Annotated in this window: 12 protein-coding genes; 9 read left to right on the top strand and 3 right to left on the bottom strand. The window is 52.5% G+C overall.

Annotation, left to right across the window (positions count from 1 at the left end):
• Nucleotides 1-76: 76 nt before the first annotated feature.
• Both queA and HRQ87_RS20600 read right to left on the bottom strand, forming a co-directional pair.
• On the bottom strand, nt 77-1,135 hold the full coding sequence (queA, locus tag HRQ87_RS13755) for a tRNA preQ1(34) S-adenosylmethionine ribosyltransferase-isomerase QueA (protein WP_174139014.1): 1,059 nt from the start codon (nt 1,133-1,135) through the stop codon (nt 77-79).
• Complete coding sequence (locus HRQ87_RS20600; protein WP_174139013.1) at nt 1,132-4,419, bottom strand: YhdP family protein; 3,288 nt, start codon at nt 4,417-4,419, stop codon at nt 1,132-1,134. Before HRQ87_RS20600 ends, queA begins: the two co-directional genes overlap by 4 nt.
• Before the next feature lie 91 nt (nt 4,420-4,510).
• Between HRQ87_RS20600 and bcp the strand changes: the two genes are divergently transcribed.
• The 5 genes from bcp to HRQ87_RS13725 all read left to right on the top strand — a co-directional run bounded on the left by bcp (nt 4,511) and on the right by HRQ87_RS13725 (nt 9,310).
• Nucleotides 4,511-4,972 carry a thioredoxin-dependent thiol peroxidase gene (gene bcp / locus HRQ87_RS13745; protein ID WP_174139012.1) on the top strand — a complete coding sequence of 154 codons (462 nt, stop codon included), beginning with the start codon at nt 4,511-4,513 and terminating at the stop codon, nt 4,970-4,972.
• Between the two features lie 17 nt (nt 4,973-4,989).
• Nucleotides 4,990-5,793 (top strand): ferritin-like domain-containing protein, encoded by an 804-nt coding sequence (locus HRQ87_RS13740; RefSeq protein ID WP_174139053.1) that lies wholly within the window; start codon nt 4,990-4,992, stop codon nt 5,791-5,793.
• 168 nt (nt 5,794-5,961) lie between these two features.
• Nucleotides 5,962-7,299, top strand: a complete 1,338-nt coding sequence (locus HRQ87_RS13735; RefSeq protein ID WP_343035281.1) for a DUF5930 domain-containing protein — start codon at nt 5,962-5,964, stop codon at nt 7,297-7,299.
• Nucleotides 7,289-7,816 carry a bactofilin family protein gene (locus tag HRQ87_RS13730; protein WP_174139010.1) on the top strand — a complete coding sequence of 176 codons (528 nt, stop codon included), beginning with the start codon at nt 7,289-7,291 and terminating at the stop codon, nt 7,814-7,816. The genes HRQ87_RS13735 and HRQ87_RS13730 overlap by 11 nt, the downstream gene beginning before the upstream one ends.
• 12 nt (nt 7,817-7,828) lie before the next feature.
• Nucleotides 7,829-9,310 (top strand): MFS transporter, encoded by a 1,482-nt coding sequence (locus HRQ87_RS13725; RefSeq protein ID WP_246252270.1) that lies wholly within the window; start codon nt 7,829-7,831, stop codon nt 9,308-9,310.
• On the opposite strand, the gene HRQ87_RS13720 is transcribed toward HRQ87_RS13725, so the two are convergent.
• Nucleotides 9,289-10,056 carry a DUF2189 domain-containing protein gene (locus HRQ87_RS13720; protein ID WP_174139009.1) on the bottom strand — a complete coding sequence of 256 codons (768 nt, stop codon included), beginning with the start codon at nt 10,054-10,056 and terminating at the stop codon, nt 9,289-9,291. The two genes, HRQ87_RS13725 and HRQ87_RS13720, sit on opposite strands and share 22 nt — an antisense overlap.
• 164 nt (nt 10,057-10,220) lie before the next feature.
• Here HRQ87_RS13720 and rsfS point away from each other — a divergent pair, with 164 nt between their 5' ends.
• The 4 genes from rsfS to HRQ87_RS13700 all read left to right on the top strand — a co-directional run bounded on the left by rsfS (nt 10,221) and on the right by HRQ87_RS13700 (nt 13,856).
• Entirely contained in the window at nt 10,221-10,679 is a 459-nt protein-coding gene (rsfS, locus tag HRQ87_RS13715) for a ribosome silencing factor (RefSeq protein ID WP_174139051.1), read from the top strand.
• Nucleotides 10,680-11,150 (top strand): 23S rRNA (pseudouridine(1915)-N(3))-methyltransferase RlmH, encoded by a 471-nt coding sequence (rlmH, locus tag HRQ87_RS13710; protein WP_174139008.1) that lies wholly within the window; start codon nt 10,680-10,682, stop codon nt 11,148-11,150.
• Between the two features lie 70 nt (nt 11,151-11,220).
• Nucleotides 11,221-12,738: a 2,3-bisphosphoglycerate-independent phosphoglycerate mutase gene (gene gpmI / locus HRQ87_RS13705; RefSeq protein WP_174139007.1), complete on the top strand. Its 1,518-nt coding sequence runs from the start codon at nt 11,221-11,223 to the stop codon at nt 12,736-12,738.
• On the top strand, nt 12,735-13,856 hold the full coding sequence (locus tag HRQ87_RS13700) for a murein hydrolase activator EnvC family protein (protein WP_174139006.1): 1,122 nt from the start codon (nt 12,735-12,737) through the stop codon (nt 13,854-13,856). Before gpmI ends, HRQ87_RS13700 begins: the two co-directional genes overlap by 4 nt.
• Nucleotides 13,857-13,858 lie beyond the last annotated feature (2 nt).

The following is a 13,858-nucleotide window of genomic DNA, read 5'->3' as shown; positions in this document are numbered from 1 at the left end:
CTCCTACTGTATGTTTTGGATACAGGACAGGAAGTCAGCATTTTTTACAACGCCCAAGGGCGACGCAATCAGGTCGTTATCGACCTTTCGGTATCAGCAACGAAGAATCTCCGTACGAAAAAAAACGGTAACATTTGTGAACAGCATGGGCGTAAATCTGCCGGATTTCATCCACCCCCATCAGGGCCGAGACCAGCATCATCAGGGTGGATTTGGGCAAATGGAAGTTTGTCATCAATGCATCGGTCACACGAAATCGGTATCCGGGTGTGATGAAAATATCGGTATTCCCCTGCCACGTCTGCATCGTCCCATCTTCGCAGGCGGCACTTTCGATCAGGCGCAGCGCAGTTGTACCCACAGGAATGATACGACCACCTGCAGCTTTGGTGTCGTTAATTTCATCTGCGGCCCGCTGTGATACCTCACCCCATTCGGCGTGCATCTTATGATCACGGATATCATCGACCTTAACGGGCAAAAACGTCCCCGCACCAACATGCAGCGTGACATGTGTAAATTGCACACCTTTTGCAGCAATCTGATCCAGCAAATCCCGATCGAAATGCAGGGATGCCGTGGGCGCCGCAACAGCCCCGCTTCGTTCTGCAAAGACGGTCTGATAATCGTGACGGTCCTGGTCATCAGCCTTGCGCATCGCCTCAATATAAGGCGGTAAAGGCATGGCGCCGGCATCGGCCAGAGCTGCGTCAAAATCATCCCCCGTCAGATTGAACCGCAACATGGCCTGCCCATCTTGACGACTTTCGACAGTGGCACTTAAACCAGCGGCGCACACAATGGTTTCGCCATCCTGCACCTTACGCAAAGGCTTAATCAACGCAGCCCAAGTCCCATCAGTTTGAGGGGTCAGCAATGTGATTTCAATCTTGGCCGTGACATTCCCCTGTCCGATCTTACGAGTCCGCACCCCGGTCAGCCGTGCTGGTATCACGCGCGTGTTGTTCAGAACCAAACGATCCCCAGGGCGCAGAATATCGGGTAGATCATAGACATAACGATCTTCGGTCCGATCCCCCTGCGCCAATAATAAGCGTGCCGACGTCCGCGGCTGCGCAGGTCGTGTTGCAATTAAATCATCTGGCAGATGGAAATCAAAATCACTTAGCTTCACTGTGGCACACTTGGTGGAGGGCGTCGGAAAATTTCACGGAACATGCCAGGGGTCAAGGCAGACAACGGATTGACGACCACACTTGGATCAGACGCCGTGCCGCGCATATTAAAGTTGAAGCCGATCAAACCTTCGCCCCGTCGCGTCAGAATGGATCCAATCGAATTGACCATATAGATTGGTGATAAAACACCCTGCATATCCATTCGACCAGTATTCAGATTGTAGATGCCATCCATTGAAATCCCCATCGAAGGGCCCACGGCACTGCTTTGCGTCAGAATGACCTGATTTGGTGTCAGAACGAAATTCGCTTCGACCTCGGAAAACAATATGCCGGAATTGGCCATCTGGTCCAACAGACCCACGATACTGACCGCGCTTAAAATACCTGCAAGGGCAGGTGCATTCTGAATACGTGTGTCTGTCACCAAAAGGCGCCCGTTATAACGGCCGTCCTGACGTGCCGGACGCAGTGTCAGGTCCAGATTTCCCCGCCGCGCCTGTTTTAGCAATCCGGCCGAGCGTAGAACGCCCCCAGCATCATCAGAAGTGACACGAATGGCCGTTCCTGCTTCACTTGGTGCCAATATACCGTTAATCGGTGCCCCACCGTTCACTTTTGCGGAAAAGCGTCCGTTAAATGCGCCTTGGGCACTGAAGTTTCCACGCAGATCGGTCAGGCTTATGCTGTCACTGACAACCAGTTCATCCAACGCCAATCGCATTGGGCCGCCTTCGCCAGTACCGCCCTGATCGCCGAATGTTGTTTTGCGCAAATCAATGCGCCCGCTGCTGATGACGATTTCAGGAACCTGCCTTACCCCACGTCCATTCAGCGTCACAGGTGCATCCAGCCAGTCTTCGACGCGGACCCGCGAAAAACGCGCGGCTGACATGGTGCCATTTTCATTCAACGCAACCGATCCACTGGCAAAAAAGCCATCGCTTTCAATCTCGATCTGATCAATTCGTGCAGGGTTTCCCAAAACACCTGCGACAGCCAGACGGCCGGAGCGATTTTGCGGTTTGCTCCAACCCAGATCACGCAATTGCAGGCCCAGTCCCTGAAGATCCGATGTGACCTGAAACTCAACCGGCCTGCCTTTTGGAATATTCAGACTGAAACGGCCCAGCCCTGCGCCATTCAGACTGCCGGCCGGCAAGGCGATACCGAATTCATCGCTGAATCTTTCTGACAATTCGACTGTACCATCCACACGGCTGCCGGCGGCGCGATTGTCGGGACCAAGCGGCAAGGCCCACGTCGCATCAACGGGTACTTGCCCCAACCGCGCACGTCCGAATACCTTTAGACTGTTGGGCGTGACTGACACTGACAGGTTTTGCGAGGCCAGAATACGGTCCTTAATCAGGTGATCCGAACGAACAGACGTCAGTGTGCCGCCTGCGCTATAGATTACATCATCAATAGTCAGCCCTTGCTTTAACCTTAGCGCAATATCGATTGCCAATTTGGCCCGCCCATCGGCAAGATCAACAGGTTGATTTGCTTTGGTCAGAAATTCGAACGGCTTTTCATCTAAAACAGCAAGGGCTGCAGTGATGGTGCTGTTCGTGCGTATCATAATATTTGCTGGGGGCTGTTTGATCCTGACATCGGGGATTTCAAAGACTGTTCCCGCCGCCGAGATCCGCCCGCCCTGGGGTGCAATCACCTGGCCCTGATCGGCAATAATGACCAGCCTGTAATCTTTCAGCGTCATGTGGCCTTTGGCATTTTGCACGACAGGCAATGTTTTCATGTATCGCAGTGATGCCTGATCATAATCACCGCTGAACGTGAAAACGCGGGCTTCGTTCGGTTTAACTCGCAAGGCCGCATGACCATCTGACAATCGCCCCGCCAGAACATTATTTTCGAACCAATTGCGTGTCTTGGGTTTAAACGATGTTGGCCAATAGCCCAGAATTTCGTCAGGTGTCAGTTGTGTCACATTGGCATCCAGCGACACCTGCCAGCCATCTTGTGCAGCCTTTGCCTGGCCATTGGCCTGAACTGTTGTGTCGCCCTTGTTCAGAACGATTTGACCGAAGTCCAAAGTAAAGGGATCAAGCTTCAGACGAAAATCCATGGCAGCGCTATCAATACCGACCATATCGTCAAATACCCCGTCCGGGTTCACACCCAGATCCGAAAAGGCAAACTGCCCCAACATGCTTTGCGGCAATCCGTTTTCAAAATCCCGCAAATAGGCTTTGCCTTCTGCCAGCGCGGAAACCGTGCTGCTTTTTACGACAACTTCATCAAAGCTGATCAGCTCTTTCGTGGGATCATAGGTGAAATAAGTCTGGGCCGTTTGAAATTTGATAGGACGCGTTTCAAGCGTGGGTTGCAATGCACCCTGCCCGATTTCTAATCGGCCAAACAACGGCCCAAGTGTCGCGTCATCATTTATATCAAACCGCATTGATCCGGAAATAGGGGCCTCAAGCGCGGATAACCATGCCAATGCTGGTGCCTGTAACGCGATATCTTGGGCGGGTGCATTTTCCAGCTGAACCCCGATCTGAGCGCCGATTGACCCCTTGCGACTTTCATAGGTCATTTCCAGACTGGTAACACTGGATCCGCCACCAAGAACCGCAAAATCTGTGCGAAGTCGCAGGTTTCGATCATTTTGCGTCAACAAAATGCGCCCGCCATCCGCAATCCAGACGCGTCCCGACCGGAAATCATCGTATCGAAGCGTCAGACCGTTTACCGCGATATGCCGGATTGAGGCATGCTGTGGCTTTTGAAACAGCGTATCTATGCGTGTCAGAAGTTCGGCCATTGTGGCCGCCTGATCAACGGCCATAGCACCGTCAGCAAAAGCCACATCAAAAGACCCATCCTGATTACGGCGCAGTTTGACCAGCAGCCCCGTGATATCAACCCGATTTATCTGCAATTGGCCTTGCATCAACGCATTACGGGACATCTGGCCCTGAATATCCTCAAGTTGTGCGATGCGTGATCCGTTCGCATCCAGCAATGTCAGATCGCTTAACCGCACGATGGGCGCAAATGCTTCTGTTATTTCAACTTCAACCCGGCCCAGGCGCAATGACCCATCTGGCAGCATGGCTGATACGCGTGCCTCAACCTCGGTCCGCACCCAATCCGGCGCTTGTACAGGTTTACCAAGCATCAAAGTCACTGTGATCACCAGTACGCCACATATGATGACCACAAGACTGGCAACATAGATACAAAACCGCCTGAAGCGGCGCTTTTTTATGGGTTTGGGTTGTGGATCAGGTGCCGGTGCGTCAGCCATTTGTATCCGTTAAGTATGGTTCGATCTTTATCTTCCTATTATCGGCACTAAAACGAAAGTCACAACAGTTTGCAGCAAGGATACAGATAAAATGACTGACATCGGCCAAGACGCTCCGGATTTCACTTTGCCACGTGATGGCGACGGCATGGTAAGCCTGTCTGATCTAAAAGGCAAAAAAGTGGTTTTGTTTTTCTATCCCAAAGATGACACCTCGGGGTGCACCAAAGAAGCCATTGCGTTTACCGACCATCTTGCCGCGTTTGAAGCTCAAGGCGCTGTCGTTCTGGGTGTCTCAAAGGATAGCGTGAAAAAACATAATAAATTCCGCGACAAGCATAATTTAAAGGTCATTTTACTGTCCGATGAAGAAAATGATGTTTGTGAACGCTATGGCACCTGGGTTGAAAAGCAGATGTATGGCAAAAAGTATATGGGCATTGAACGGTCGACATTTCTGATCGGTGCCGATGGCAAAATCGCGCAGATCTGGCGCAAGGTCAAAGTGCCCGGTCATGCCGAAGCGGTGCTGGACGCGGTCAAAAGCGCGTGACGTTATCACTGGCCCAGATGGCCTGTGCGGTGCTGGAAACGGCAGATGCACATGCCAAAACGAAACTATCGCGTAAATATGCCGCACAGTGGTTTGCAGATCGCGCCGCAGATCAAATGATCGAAATCGGCACGGCAAACCCACCTTTGCAGCCTGCACGACCAAACAAGCCAGACCTGTTATCACCGCGCGAGGTTCCAAAGCGCAAACCTGGCACACCCCAAGGCCGCATTGCCATTCTGCACGCCGTCGCACATATCGAGCTGAATGCCGTTGATCTGCATTGGGACCTGATTGCACGGTTCAGCGATGTGCCAATGCCCATTGGATTTTTCGACGACTGGGTCAAGGCGGCGGATGAAGAATCCAAGCATTTTGGCCTGATTTCTGACTGCCTGATACAGATGGACAGTCATTATGGCGCTATGCCCGCACATGCTGGAATGTGGCGTGCGGCCGAAGATACGACGCAGGATTTTATGGGCCGTCTAGCCGTTGTCCCCATGGTGCTTGAGGCGCGCGGCTTGGATGTGACGCCCGGTATGATCGACATCTTTCGCAAGGCCAAGGATGATCAGGCAGTATCAGCGATGGAAGTCATCTATAGCGAAGAAGTTCACCATGTTGCCTATGGTTCAAAATGGTTTCACTTCTTGTGTGGCCGCCATGACAAGGATCCAAAGGTTGTTTTCCATGAATTGGTCCGGCGCTACTTTCATGGGGGGCTAAAACCGCCTTTTAATGAAGAAAAACGCGCTGAAGCTGGGATTCCACCCGATTTTTACTGGCCTTTGGCAGACGAATTGACTTATAGTAAATAAGCAGGTTTCCGCCCGGCTGCAGGCGGAAATGCAACGTTACGGGAAGTAAGCAATGCTAAAATGTTGCGATATTTCCAAAGGACGGCTAAGGATCGCTATCGCTGCGTTGGGGGACGTACGACAACATGTACCGGTCTTGGTCGGTCAGTAAACAATAAGGCAGTAGACGTGAAGCCACCACTTCGAAACAGATTGAACCACGCTCTTGAGCGTATCTTTCCCGAACGGCGTCTTTTTCTAAGATCCGACTCGGATACTCGTTTTATCTTGCTTAAACCTACATCTCAGCTGCTTATTTGGGTTGGCGGATCCGCATTGATCGCATGGTCAATCATTTCCACTGCGATCCTGCTGATGGACAACATTGGCGCTGGTAATTTCCGCGAACAAGCCAAGCGCGACATGCACGTATATCAAGCCCGTCTGAATGCTTTGGCCTCTGAGCGTGATTTGCGCGCGGCGGAAGCACTTGCAGCTCAGGAACGCTTTAACGCTGCTCTTGATCAGGTCTCGCAGATGCAGACCCAGCTTTTAGTGTTGGAAGACCGACGCAAGGAACTTGAAACCGGAATGGAAGCCGTTCATGCCACACTGCGACGTGCGATGCAGGAACGTGATGAAGCCCGGTACGAAGTCAGCACGCTTACGACAGAACTTCAGGACGCTGAAGTCGGTGCAAATGGCAATGCAGGATCGCGTGAAATGGATGGCGCTGTCGGATTCCTAAGCTCGGCGCTTGAGCAGACCGCGAAAGAACGTGACACCGTTATCGCAGACGCGGCACATGCATTGAACACCGCTGATGACCTAAAACACCGCATCCAGCAAATGGAAGATCAAAACGATGCGATTTTCCGCCAGCTTGAAGAAGCCATGACCGTTTCCGTTGAACCGCTTGAGAAAATGTTCTCGGCCGCAGGTATGGATACTGACAGCCTGTTGCGTCAGGTGCGCCGGGGCTATTCTGGTCAGGGCGGCCCACTGACGCCCTTGTCATTTTCGACACGCGGTGAAGAGCACAGCGCAAATACGATCCGTGCAAACCAGATCCTGAACAAGATGGATCAGTTGAACCTGTACCGGATTGCCGCAGAAAAAGCGCCTTTTGCACAACCTGTGAAATCTGCATTTCGCTTTACAAGCCCGTTCGGCTTTCGCCGCGATCCAAAGACAGGCGGGCGGCGCATGCACAATGGTGTCGATTTTGCCGCAGGCACAGGTACGCCGCTTTATGCAACGGCTGACGGAGTTGTGACCCATGCAGGCTGGCAGTCGGGTTATGGCCGATTGGTCAAAATCAAACATGAATTCGGAATTGAGACGCGCTATGCACATTTATCCGCTCTTAACGTGAAGGTTGGCCAAAGGGTCTCGCGTGGCGACAAGATCGGTGGTATGGGAGCGTCTGGACGTGTAACGGGCGTGCACCTGCACTATGAAGTGCGCGTCGGAGGTAAACCCGTAAATCCCATGACTTATATCAAGGCAGCAAGAGATGTTTTCTAAAAGCAAAATGAACGAACCTGCACAGAAACCGGCCGATGCGCCGAAACCGACCGAAGACAAGGCTGCAAAGCCTGCGTCATCATCAGCGCCAGCGCCGGACTTTAAGCCATCAGCGCCAAAGCCAAAAGCACCAGCATCGCTGGTTTCGGCCGATCTGCATGTGAAGGGTAACATCAAGACCCCTGGCGACATTCAGATTGAAGGCCGGGTTGACGGCGACATTCGCGCGCATCTTCTGACAATCGGCGAAAGCGCAATGATCAAAGGTGAATGTATGGCGGACGACGTTGTAGTTCATGGTCATGTTGTGGGCCGCGTACGCGGCTTGAAAGTGCGCCTGACATCAACGGCCCGCGTCGAAGGTGATATCATCCACAAGACAATCGCCATTGAAAGCGGTGCGCATTTCGAAGGGTCCGTCCAACGTCAGGACGAACCACTCAGCACATCCGGGGCACCAACATCGAAAGCAGCCCCAGCAAAAGCAACGACATCTGTCGCTGATAAAAAAGCCTAAAGGTCTATTGTTTTGAATGATTCACAGGCGCCGGGGCAACCTTCGGCGCCTGTTTTCTATGAAGGGCTCTGTGATCCAAAGGCACGGCGTTTTCTGCTGATCTCGGCCATTCTTGCATCGTCGATGGGGTTCATTGACGGTACTGTCGTTGCGATTGCCCTGCCCGCGATACGCAACGGGCTTGATGCCACACTTCCACAGGCGCAATGGATTTCAAACGCTTATATGCTGACATTGTCAGCCCTGTTATTGGCGGGTGGCGCGTTCGGGGATCGCTTTGGTTTGGCGCGTGTCTTTGCAGCAGGCATTGTTATTTTTGTGCTGTCTTCCATTCTATGTGCCATCGCCATAACGCCAGAAAGCCTGATCGCCGCACGCGCGGTCCAAGGGATTGGCGCAGCTTTGATGGTGCCTGGTTCACTAGCGCTGATATCACGTGCTTATCCGCGTGAGGAACGCGGGCGGGCGATTGGCATATGGGCGGCTGCATCCGCACTGACCACAGCACTTGGCCCGATCATCGGCGGTTTGGCTCTGACCTATGGCGGGGATGCGATGTGGCGACTGATATTCGCGCTGAACCTGCCGTTGGGCATTGTGGCTTTGTGGCTTTTGTACAAAAATGTTCAGTCAGACCCATCATCCCTTAATAAAGGTATCGATATTTCTGGTGCGCTTCTTGCAACGGTTGGTCTGGGGCTTTTGGCCTATGCGCTGACACAGGCCGAAAGCAGAGGCTTGGTAAGTGTCGCGCCTTACATCGCTGCCGGGTTTGTGTGTGTCGGTCTGTTTATCTGGGTTGAAACCAGGTCCCCGCACCCGATGATGCCCCTTGACCTTTTTCGCCTGCCAGGTTTTTCCGCCGCAAACATATCATCGTTCTTTCTATATTTTGCGATGACTGCCATTTTATTTTTTCTGCCCATGACTGTGATTTCCGGTTGGGGCAAAAGTGAAATTGTCGCCAGCGCTGCCTTTGCACCGATCCCTATTTTCATGGTGATGCTTTCGACTTATGTCGGAAAACTGGCTGACCGTATCGGCGCGCTATACCCCATTGCCACGGGATCATTACTGACCGCAATCGGCTACGCCATAATAGCAGCCACCTTTCATGAACAGAACTTCTGGCTTCGTGTCTTGCCAGCCATGGCGCTAGTGGGTATCGGCATGTCTTTGGTTGTGGCGCCCTTGTCAGCGGCGATCATGGGTGTGGTCGATAATGATCAGGCCGGGGCTGCATCGGGCGTCAACAACGCAATATCCCGTATTGCAGGCCTTATGTCAGTTGCCGCAATGGGCAGCGTGTCAGCCTATGCTTACGGCACCTATGGTGGCGGCCTGAGTTTCGGTATCGAAGCAGACACACCAGGACATGTCGAAGCTATGAACCGCGCATTTGCCGTTGTCGCATGGATTTGTGCCGGGTTGGCCGGATTGTCATGTCTAACAGCCCTAGTTGGGCTGCCTCGTCATATGATCAAAGAACGGTAAAGATGCCACGTCGCGTGACCAAAGAGCGGCAAGACGATAAAAAGCCCCAAAAACGCAGGCACCAGCGCAATCAAAGTTATTACGGCGATAAAGACGGCCCACAACAACATTGGAACCGGGTTTTGGCTTACGACGTTGAAGCTCGTGATCATTGCGGTGACGAAATCGACCTCTCGGTCCAGCAACAAAGGCAATGCCACAACGGTGATTGCATAAAGCAGCAACGCGATCAGCCCGCCGACAACCGTGCCGAATCCAAGCATCATCAGACCGTTCGGGGTCAGGTAAATCTCAATCGAGCTTGAGACATTCGTCATGGTCGACAGCCCCATGAACAACGCGAAAATCAAATGGGCCAGAAAGAACCAGAACAGGAAAACGATGACGATGATTGCGCAAAGCCATGGCAGTTGGCGGTTGCGCTGCCGTATCACCACACCCAATATACCGCCCCATTCCAAAGGTGTGCCATTTTCCAACCGACGGCTGACTTCATACAGACCAACGGCCGCAAACGGACCAACCAGCGGAAACCCAATTGCCGCGAATACAAGCCAATAGGTTTGGCCCGTGATTTGCGTGATCCAGAACATGAAAAGTCCAATGGCGATGTAAACACCGGCAAAAAACAGACCAAACAGCGGGGCTTTTTTGAAATCAGACCAGCCCCGCGCAAGCGCGTTTCGAAGAACGCCAACCTGAACATCTCGAAGATCGGGTGCCCCCAGAATTGGCGTGTCTGACATTGTTTTCACTCCATATTTTTCAGTTACATATCACATGGAAACGCATTCGACATTAGCCCTTTAATAGCATCCTCCGGTAACTCTGTGCATAAAAATGCATGTAAATTTTCTTGATTTCGATCACAGTCATTGAGATTGCGCGCTTGCAGTGTTATTTTAAGACTATGCCCAGCGCCGGGGCTCTGACGGCGTCTTATCTGGAGGACAATGAACTGTCTTTTACCCCGCAAGCGACCGGTGTCGCTGAAACGGTCAGCCTAGTGGCTGGCAAGATGGATCTGACAAGCGAAGAATTGCTGTCAGCAATCCTTAAATCTCTTGATGATGATAAAGCTGAAGATGTGGTACAGATCAATCTGCGCGGCAAGTCTGAAATGGGTGACTATATGGTCATTGCATCCGGACGATCTTCGCGACAGGTTGCTTCCATGTCTGAAAAGCTTGTGGATCGTCTGAAACAGGACTTTGGACGTTTGTGCAAAGTTGAAGGCAAAGATACGGGTGACTGGGTCTTGATCGATAGTGGCGATGTCATCGTGCATATTTTCCGGCCCGAGGTGCGCGAATTCTATCAGCTTGAAAAAATGTGGCTTAGCCCCGCTGAGCAGACCAAGCAAGGATAGATGAAGGTTCAGATTTGTGCGGTGGGCCGGTTGCGGACCGGCCCCGAGAAAGATTTGCTAGATGACTATCTGACACGATTTGAACGCAGTGGCCGCGCCTTAAGCCTTGGACCATGCCAAATGCTTGAAGTCGAAGATAAAAAGGGCGGTGGAATGTCTGCCGAGGCAGAGCTTCTTGGCAGTATCATCCCAGATGGTGCGCATATTTGTGCCTTGGATGAACGTGGTAAACTGATGTCTTCCCCCGATTTTGCACAGTTTATATCGACACTACGCGATGACGGGTGTCGCGATCTGGCGTTCGTGATCGGTGGTGCTGACGGATTGACACCAAACCTGCGTAACCGCGCAAACAGTCGTCTGTCATTTGGTAAAATGGTCTGGCCCCACATGCTGGCCCGCGTGATGTTAAGCGAACAGCTTTATCGCGCAGCCTCAATTTTGGCCGGATCGCCTTATCACCGTGTGTAAGACCACTGATGGGGTTCAATCGGCTGCCATTGCAGGTTAGATAGCGCTAAAAGAATATAGGAACAGTCTTATGTCCACTCCGAAGCCTGTCGTTTTATGCATCTTGGATGGTTGGGGGTTGCGCGATACATCTGACGCGAATGCCCCTGCCTTGGCCCATACCCCTAATTTTGATCGTCTGATGGCAAATTGCCCAAATGCAAAACTGATCACGCACGGCCCGGATGTGGGTCTGCCAAGCAATCAGATGGGTAATTCCGAGGTTGGCCATACAAATATCGGCGCAGGTCGCGTGGTGGCGATGGATCTTGGTCAGATTGATCTGGCGATTGAGGATGGATCGTTCTTTGAAAACGACCAGCTAAAGCAGTTTATCACAACGCTAAAAGACAACAGGGGCCGCGCACATCTGATGGGGTTGGTGTCTGACGGCGGCGTACATGGGCACACCAGTCACATGATTGCAGCCTCAAAGACATTAACTGATGCCGGGGTGGAAGTTGTCATCCACGCGATCACAGATGGGCGCGATGTGGCGCCGAAATCTGCCGATAAGTTTATGGCTCAACTGAACGACAACCTGCCCGATGGCGTTATAATCGGCACCGTCATCGGCCGCTATTACGCCATGGATCGCGATAACAGATGGCCGCGCGTAAAAACCGCTTTTGATGCGATTGTGCACGGCCAAGGTGCAACGGCAGATACAGCGGATAAGGTTATTAAAGGTGCTTATGCCGATGGTGTCACAGATGAATTCATCAAGGCGACTGTTCTTGGCGATTATTCCGGAATTGCAGCTGGCGACGGCTTCTTTTGCCTGAATTTCCGTGCAGACCGCGCCCGTGAACTGATGCGCGCCATGGGTGAGCCAGGGTTCAAAGAATTCGACATCGGGGACATGCCTAAGCTGGCCGCACTGATGGGCATGGTACAATATTCGCAAGATCACAGCACCTATATGACAACGGTTTTTCCCAAGCGCGATATCGTCAATACGCTTGGTGAATGGGTCGCCAAACAGGGGCTGACACAGTTCCGGCTGGCGGAAACCGAGAAATACCCTCACGTCACGTTCTTTTTGAATGGCGGTAAGGAAACGCCCGAAGATGGCGAAGATCGGTTTATGCCGAAATCGCCCGATGTTGCGACCTATGATCTGCAACCCGAAATGTCTGCGCCAGAAGTCACGAAGGCTTTTGTTGGAGCGATTGAAAAGGGCTATGATCTGATCGTCACCAATTACGCCAACCCCGATATGGTCGGTCACACCGGCGATCTGGATGCTGCGATAAAAGCATGCGAAGCCGTGGATCAGGGTTTGGGTGATGTTATGGAAGCCCTGAAAGTCGCTGGTGGCGCGATGATTGTCACAGCGGATCATGGCAATTGCGAAACCATGGTTGATCCCGAAACGGGCGGGCCGCATACGGCCCATACGCTGAACCCAGTTCCTGTGATCTTGTTTGGCGGACCAGATGACGCACAACTGCGGGATGGTCGGCTGTCAGATTTGGCACCCACACTTCTTGACCTGATGGGACTAGACCAGCCGGACGAGATGACGGGGCAAAGCCTGATCTCATGATTTTACGCACGCTCTTAATCGCCACATGCCTTTTTCTGGCGGCCCCAGTTCAAGCCGATCCTGCACTTGAAGCTGAATTGGCGGCCCTTCAATTGGCCGAAGCTGCCACAGCGTTGCAAGATGCCGAAAATGCTCAGGACCGGGTAACGGCTTTGACCCGGACCGTTCAGGCTTATGAACATGGGCTTGCAGCCGTTCGGGCCAACCTCCGCGACGTTGGTCTGCGTGAACAATCCGCACAAGATAAATTTGACACTGCGCAACAAGACTTGGCCATCATATTGGGAACAATGCAACAAATGGGTCAGACGCAAAAGCCCGTCGGCTTAAGCCATGTCAATGATCCTGTGGCAACGGCCAGGGCGGGTATGTTGCTTGTTAGGCTGACACCAGGTTTACAGTCGCAGGCGGATATGCTGCGCAGTGATCTTGAACAGATATCGATCCTTCGGCAATTACAGGCCAGCGCGTTGCAAAAGCTGGAAACCGGTTTGATCGAAGTACAACAGGCGCGCACCCAGTTGGCGTTGGCCATTTCAAACCGCAACGATTTGCCAAGCCGGTTTACAGAAGATCCGGTTCGCACAGCCATCCTGCTTGATGCCAGTGAAACGCTTGATGCTTTTGCCAGCGGATTGATTGATGACGCCACTGCATCCTCGGGTTTACCCGATTTTAACGTGCGACGCGGCACCCTGCCCTTGCCTGCCACTGGGGAAATCCTGCGCGGCTTTAATGAACCTGATGCCGCAGGCGTCGTACGGCCGGGAATATTGATACAAACCGATCCGCGCGCGCTGGTCACAACGCCAACTGCAGCTACCTTGCGATATAATGGTCCATTGCTGGACTTTGGTAATGTGGTCATTCTGGAACCGGCTGCGGACACACTTTTGATTCTGGTGGGCCTGCATCAGGTCTATGGTCGCGTCGGTGATGTGCTTCCTGCAGGGGCGCCCGTTGGCTTTATGGGGGGAAATGACATATCTGGTCGCGAGAATTTGAGCCGAAATGACAAACCAAGTAGCGTCAGACGCAAAGAAACGCTTTATATAGAGTTGAGACAGGACCAAACTCCGGTTGATCCCGGTCAGTGGTTTCAAGTGGTAAAGGAATAAAA

Source organism: Parasulfitobacter algicola (assembly GCF_013315265.1).
GTDB lineage: Bacteria > Pseudomonadota > Alphaproteobacteria > Rhodobacterales > Rhodobacteraceae > Parasulfitobacter > Parasulfitobacter algicola.
Note: the sequence above shows the minus strand (reverse complement) of the source record. Positions and strands in the feature narration are given on the sequence as shown.

Bases quoted from the DNA above. Each gene is read 5' to 3' on its own strand.
- rlmH (WP_174139008.1), top strand. From the start codon at position 10,680: ATGAAGGTTCAGATTTGTGCGGTGGGCCGGTTGCGGACCGGCCCCGAG.
- rsfS (WP_174139051.1), top strand. From the start codon at position 10,221: ATGCCCAGCGCCGGGGCTCTGACGGCGTCTTATCTGGAGGACAATGAA.
- HRQ87_RS13700 (WP_174139006.1), top strand. From the start codon at position 12,735: ATGATTTTACGCACGCTCTTAATCGCCACATGCCTTTTTCTGGCGGCC.
- bcp (WP_174139012.1), top strand. From the start codon at position 4,511: ATGACTGACATCGGCCAAGACGCTCCGGATTTCACTTTGCCACGTGAT.
- HRQ87_RS13720 (WP_174139009.1), bottom strand. From the start codon at position 10,056: ATGTCAGACACGCCAATTCTGGGGGCACCCGATCTTCGAGATGTTCAG.
- HRQ87_RS20600 (WP_174139013.1), bottom strand. From the start codon at position 4,419: ATGGCTGACGCACCGGCACCTGATCCACAACCCAAACCCATAAAAAAG.
- HRQ87_RS13730 (WP_174139010.1), top strand. From the start codon at position 7,289: ATGTTTTCTAAAAGCAAAATGAACGAACCTGCACAGAAACCGGCCGAT.
- HRQ87_RS13740 (WP_174139053.1), top strand. From the start codon at position 4,990: ATGGCCTGTGCGGTGCTGGAAACGGCAGATGCACATGCCAAAACGAAA.
- gpmI (WP_174139007.1), top strand. From the start codon at position 11,221: ATGTCCACTCCGAAGCCTGTCGTTTTATGCATCTTGGATGGTTGGGGG.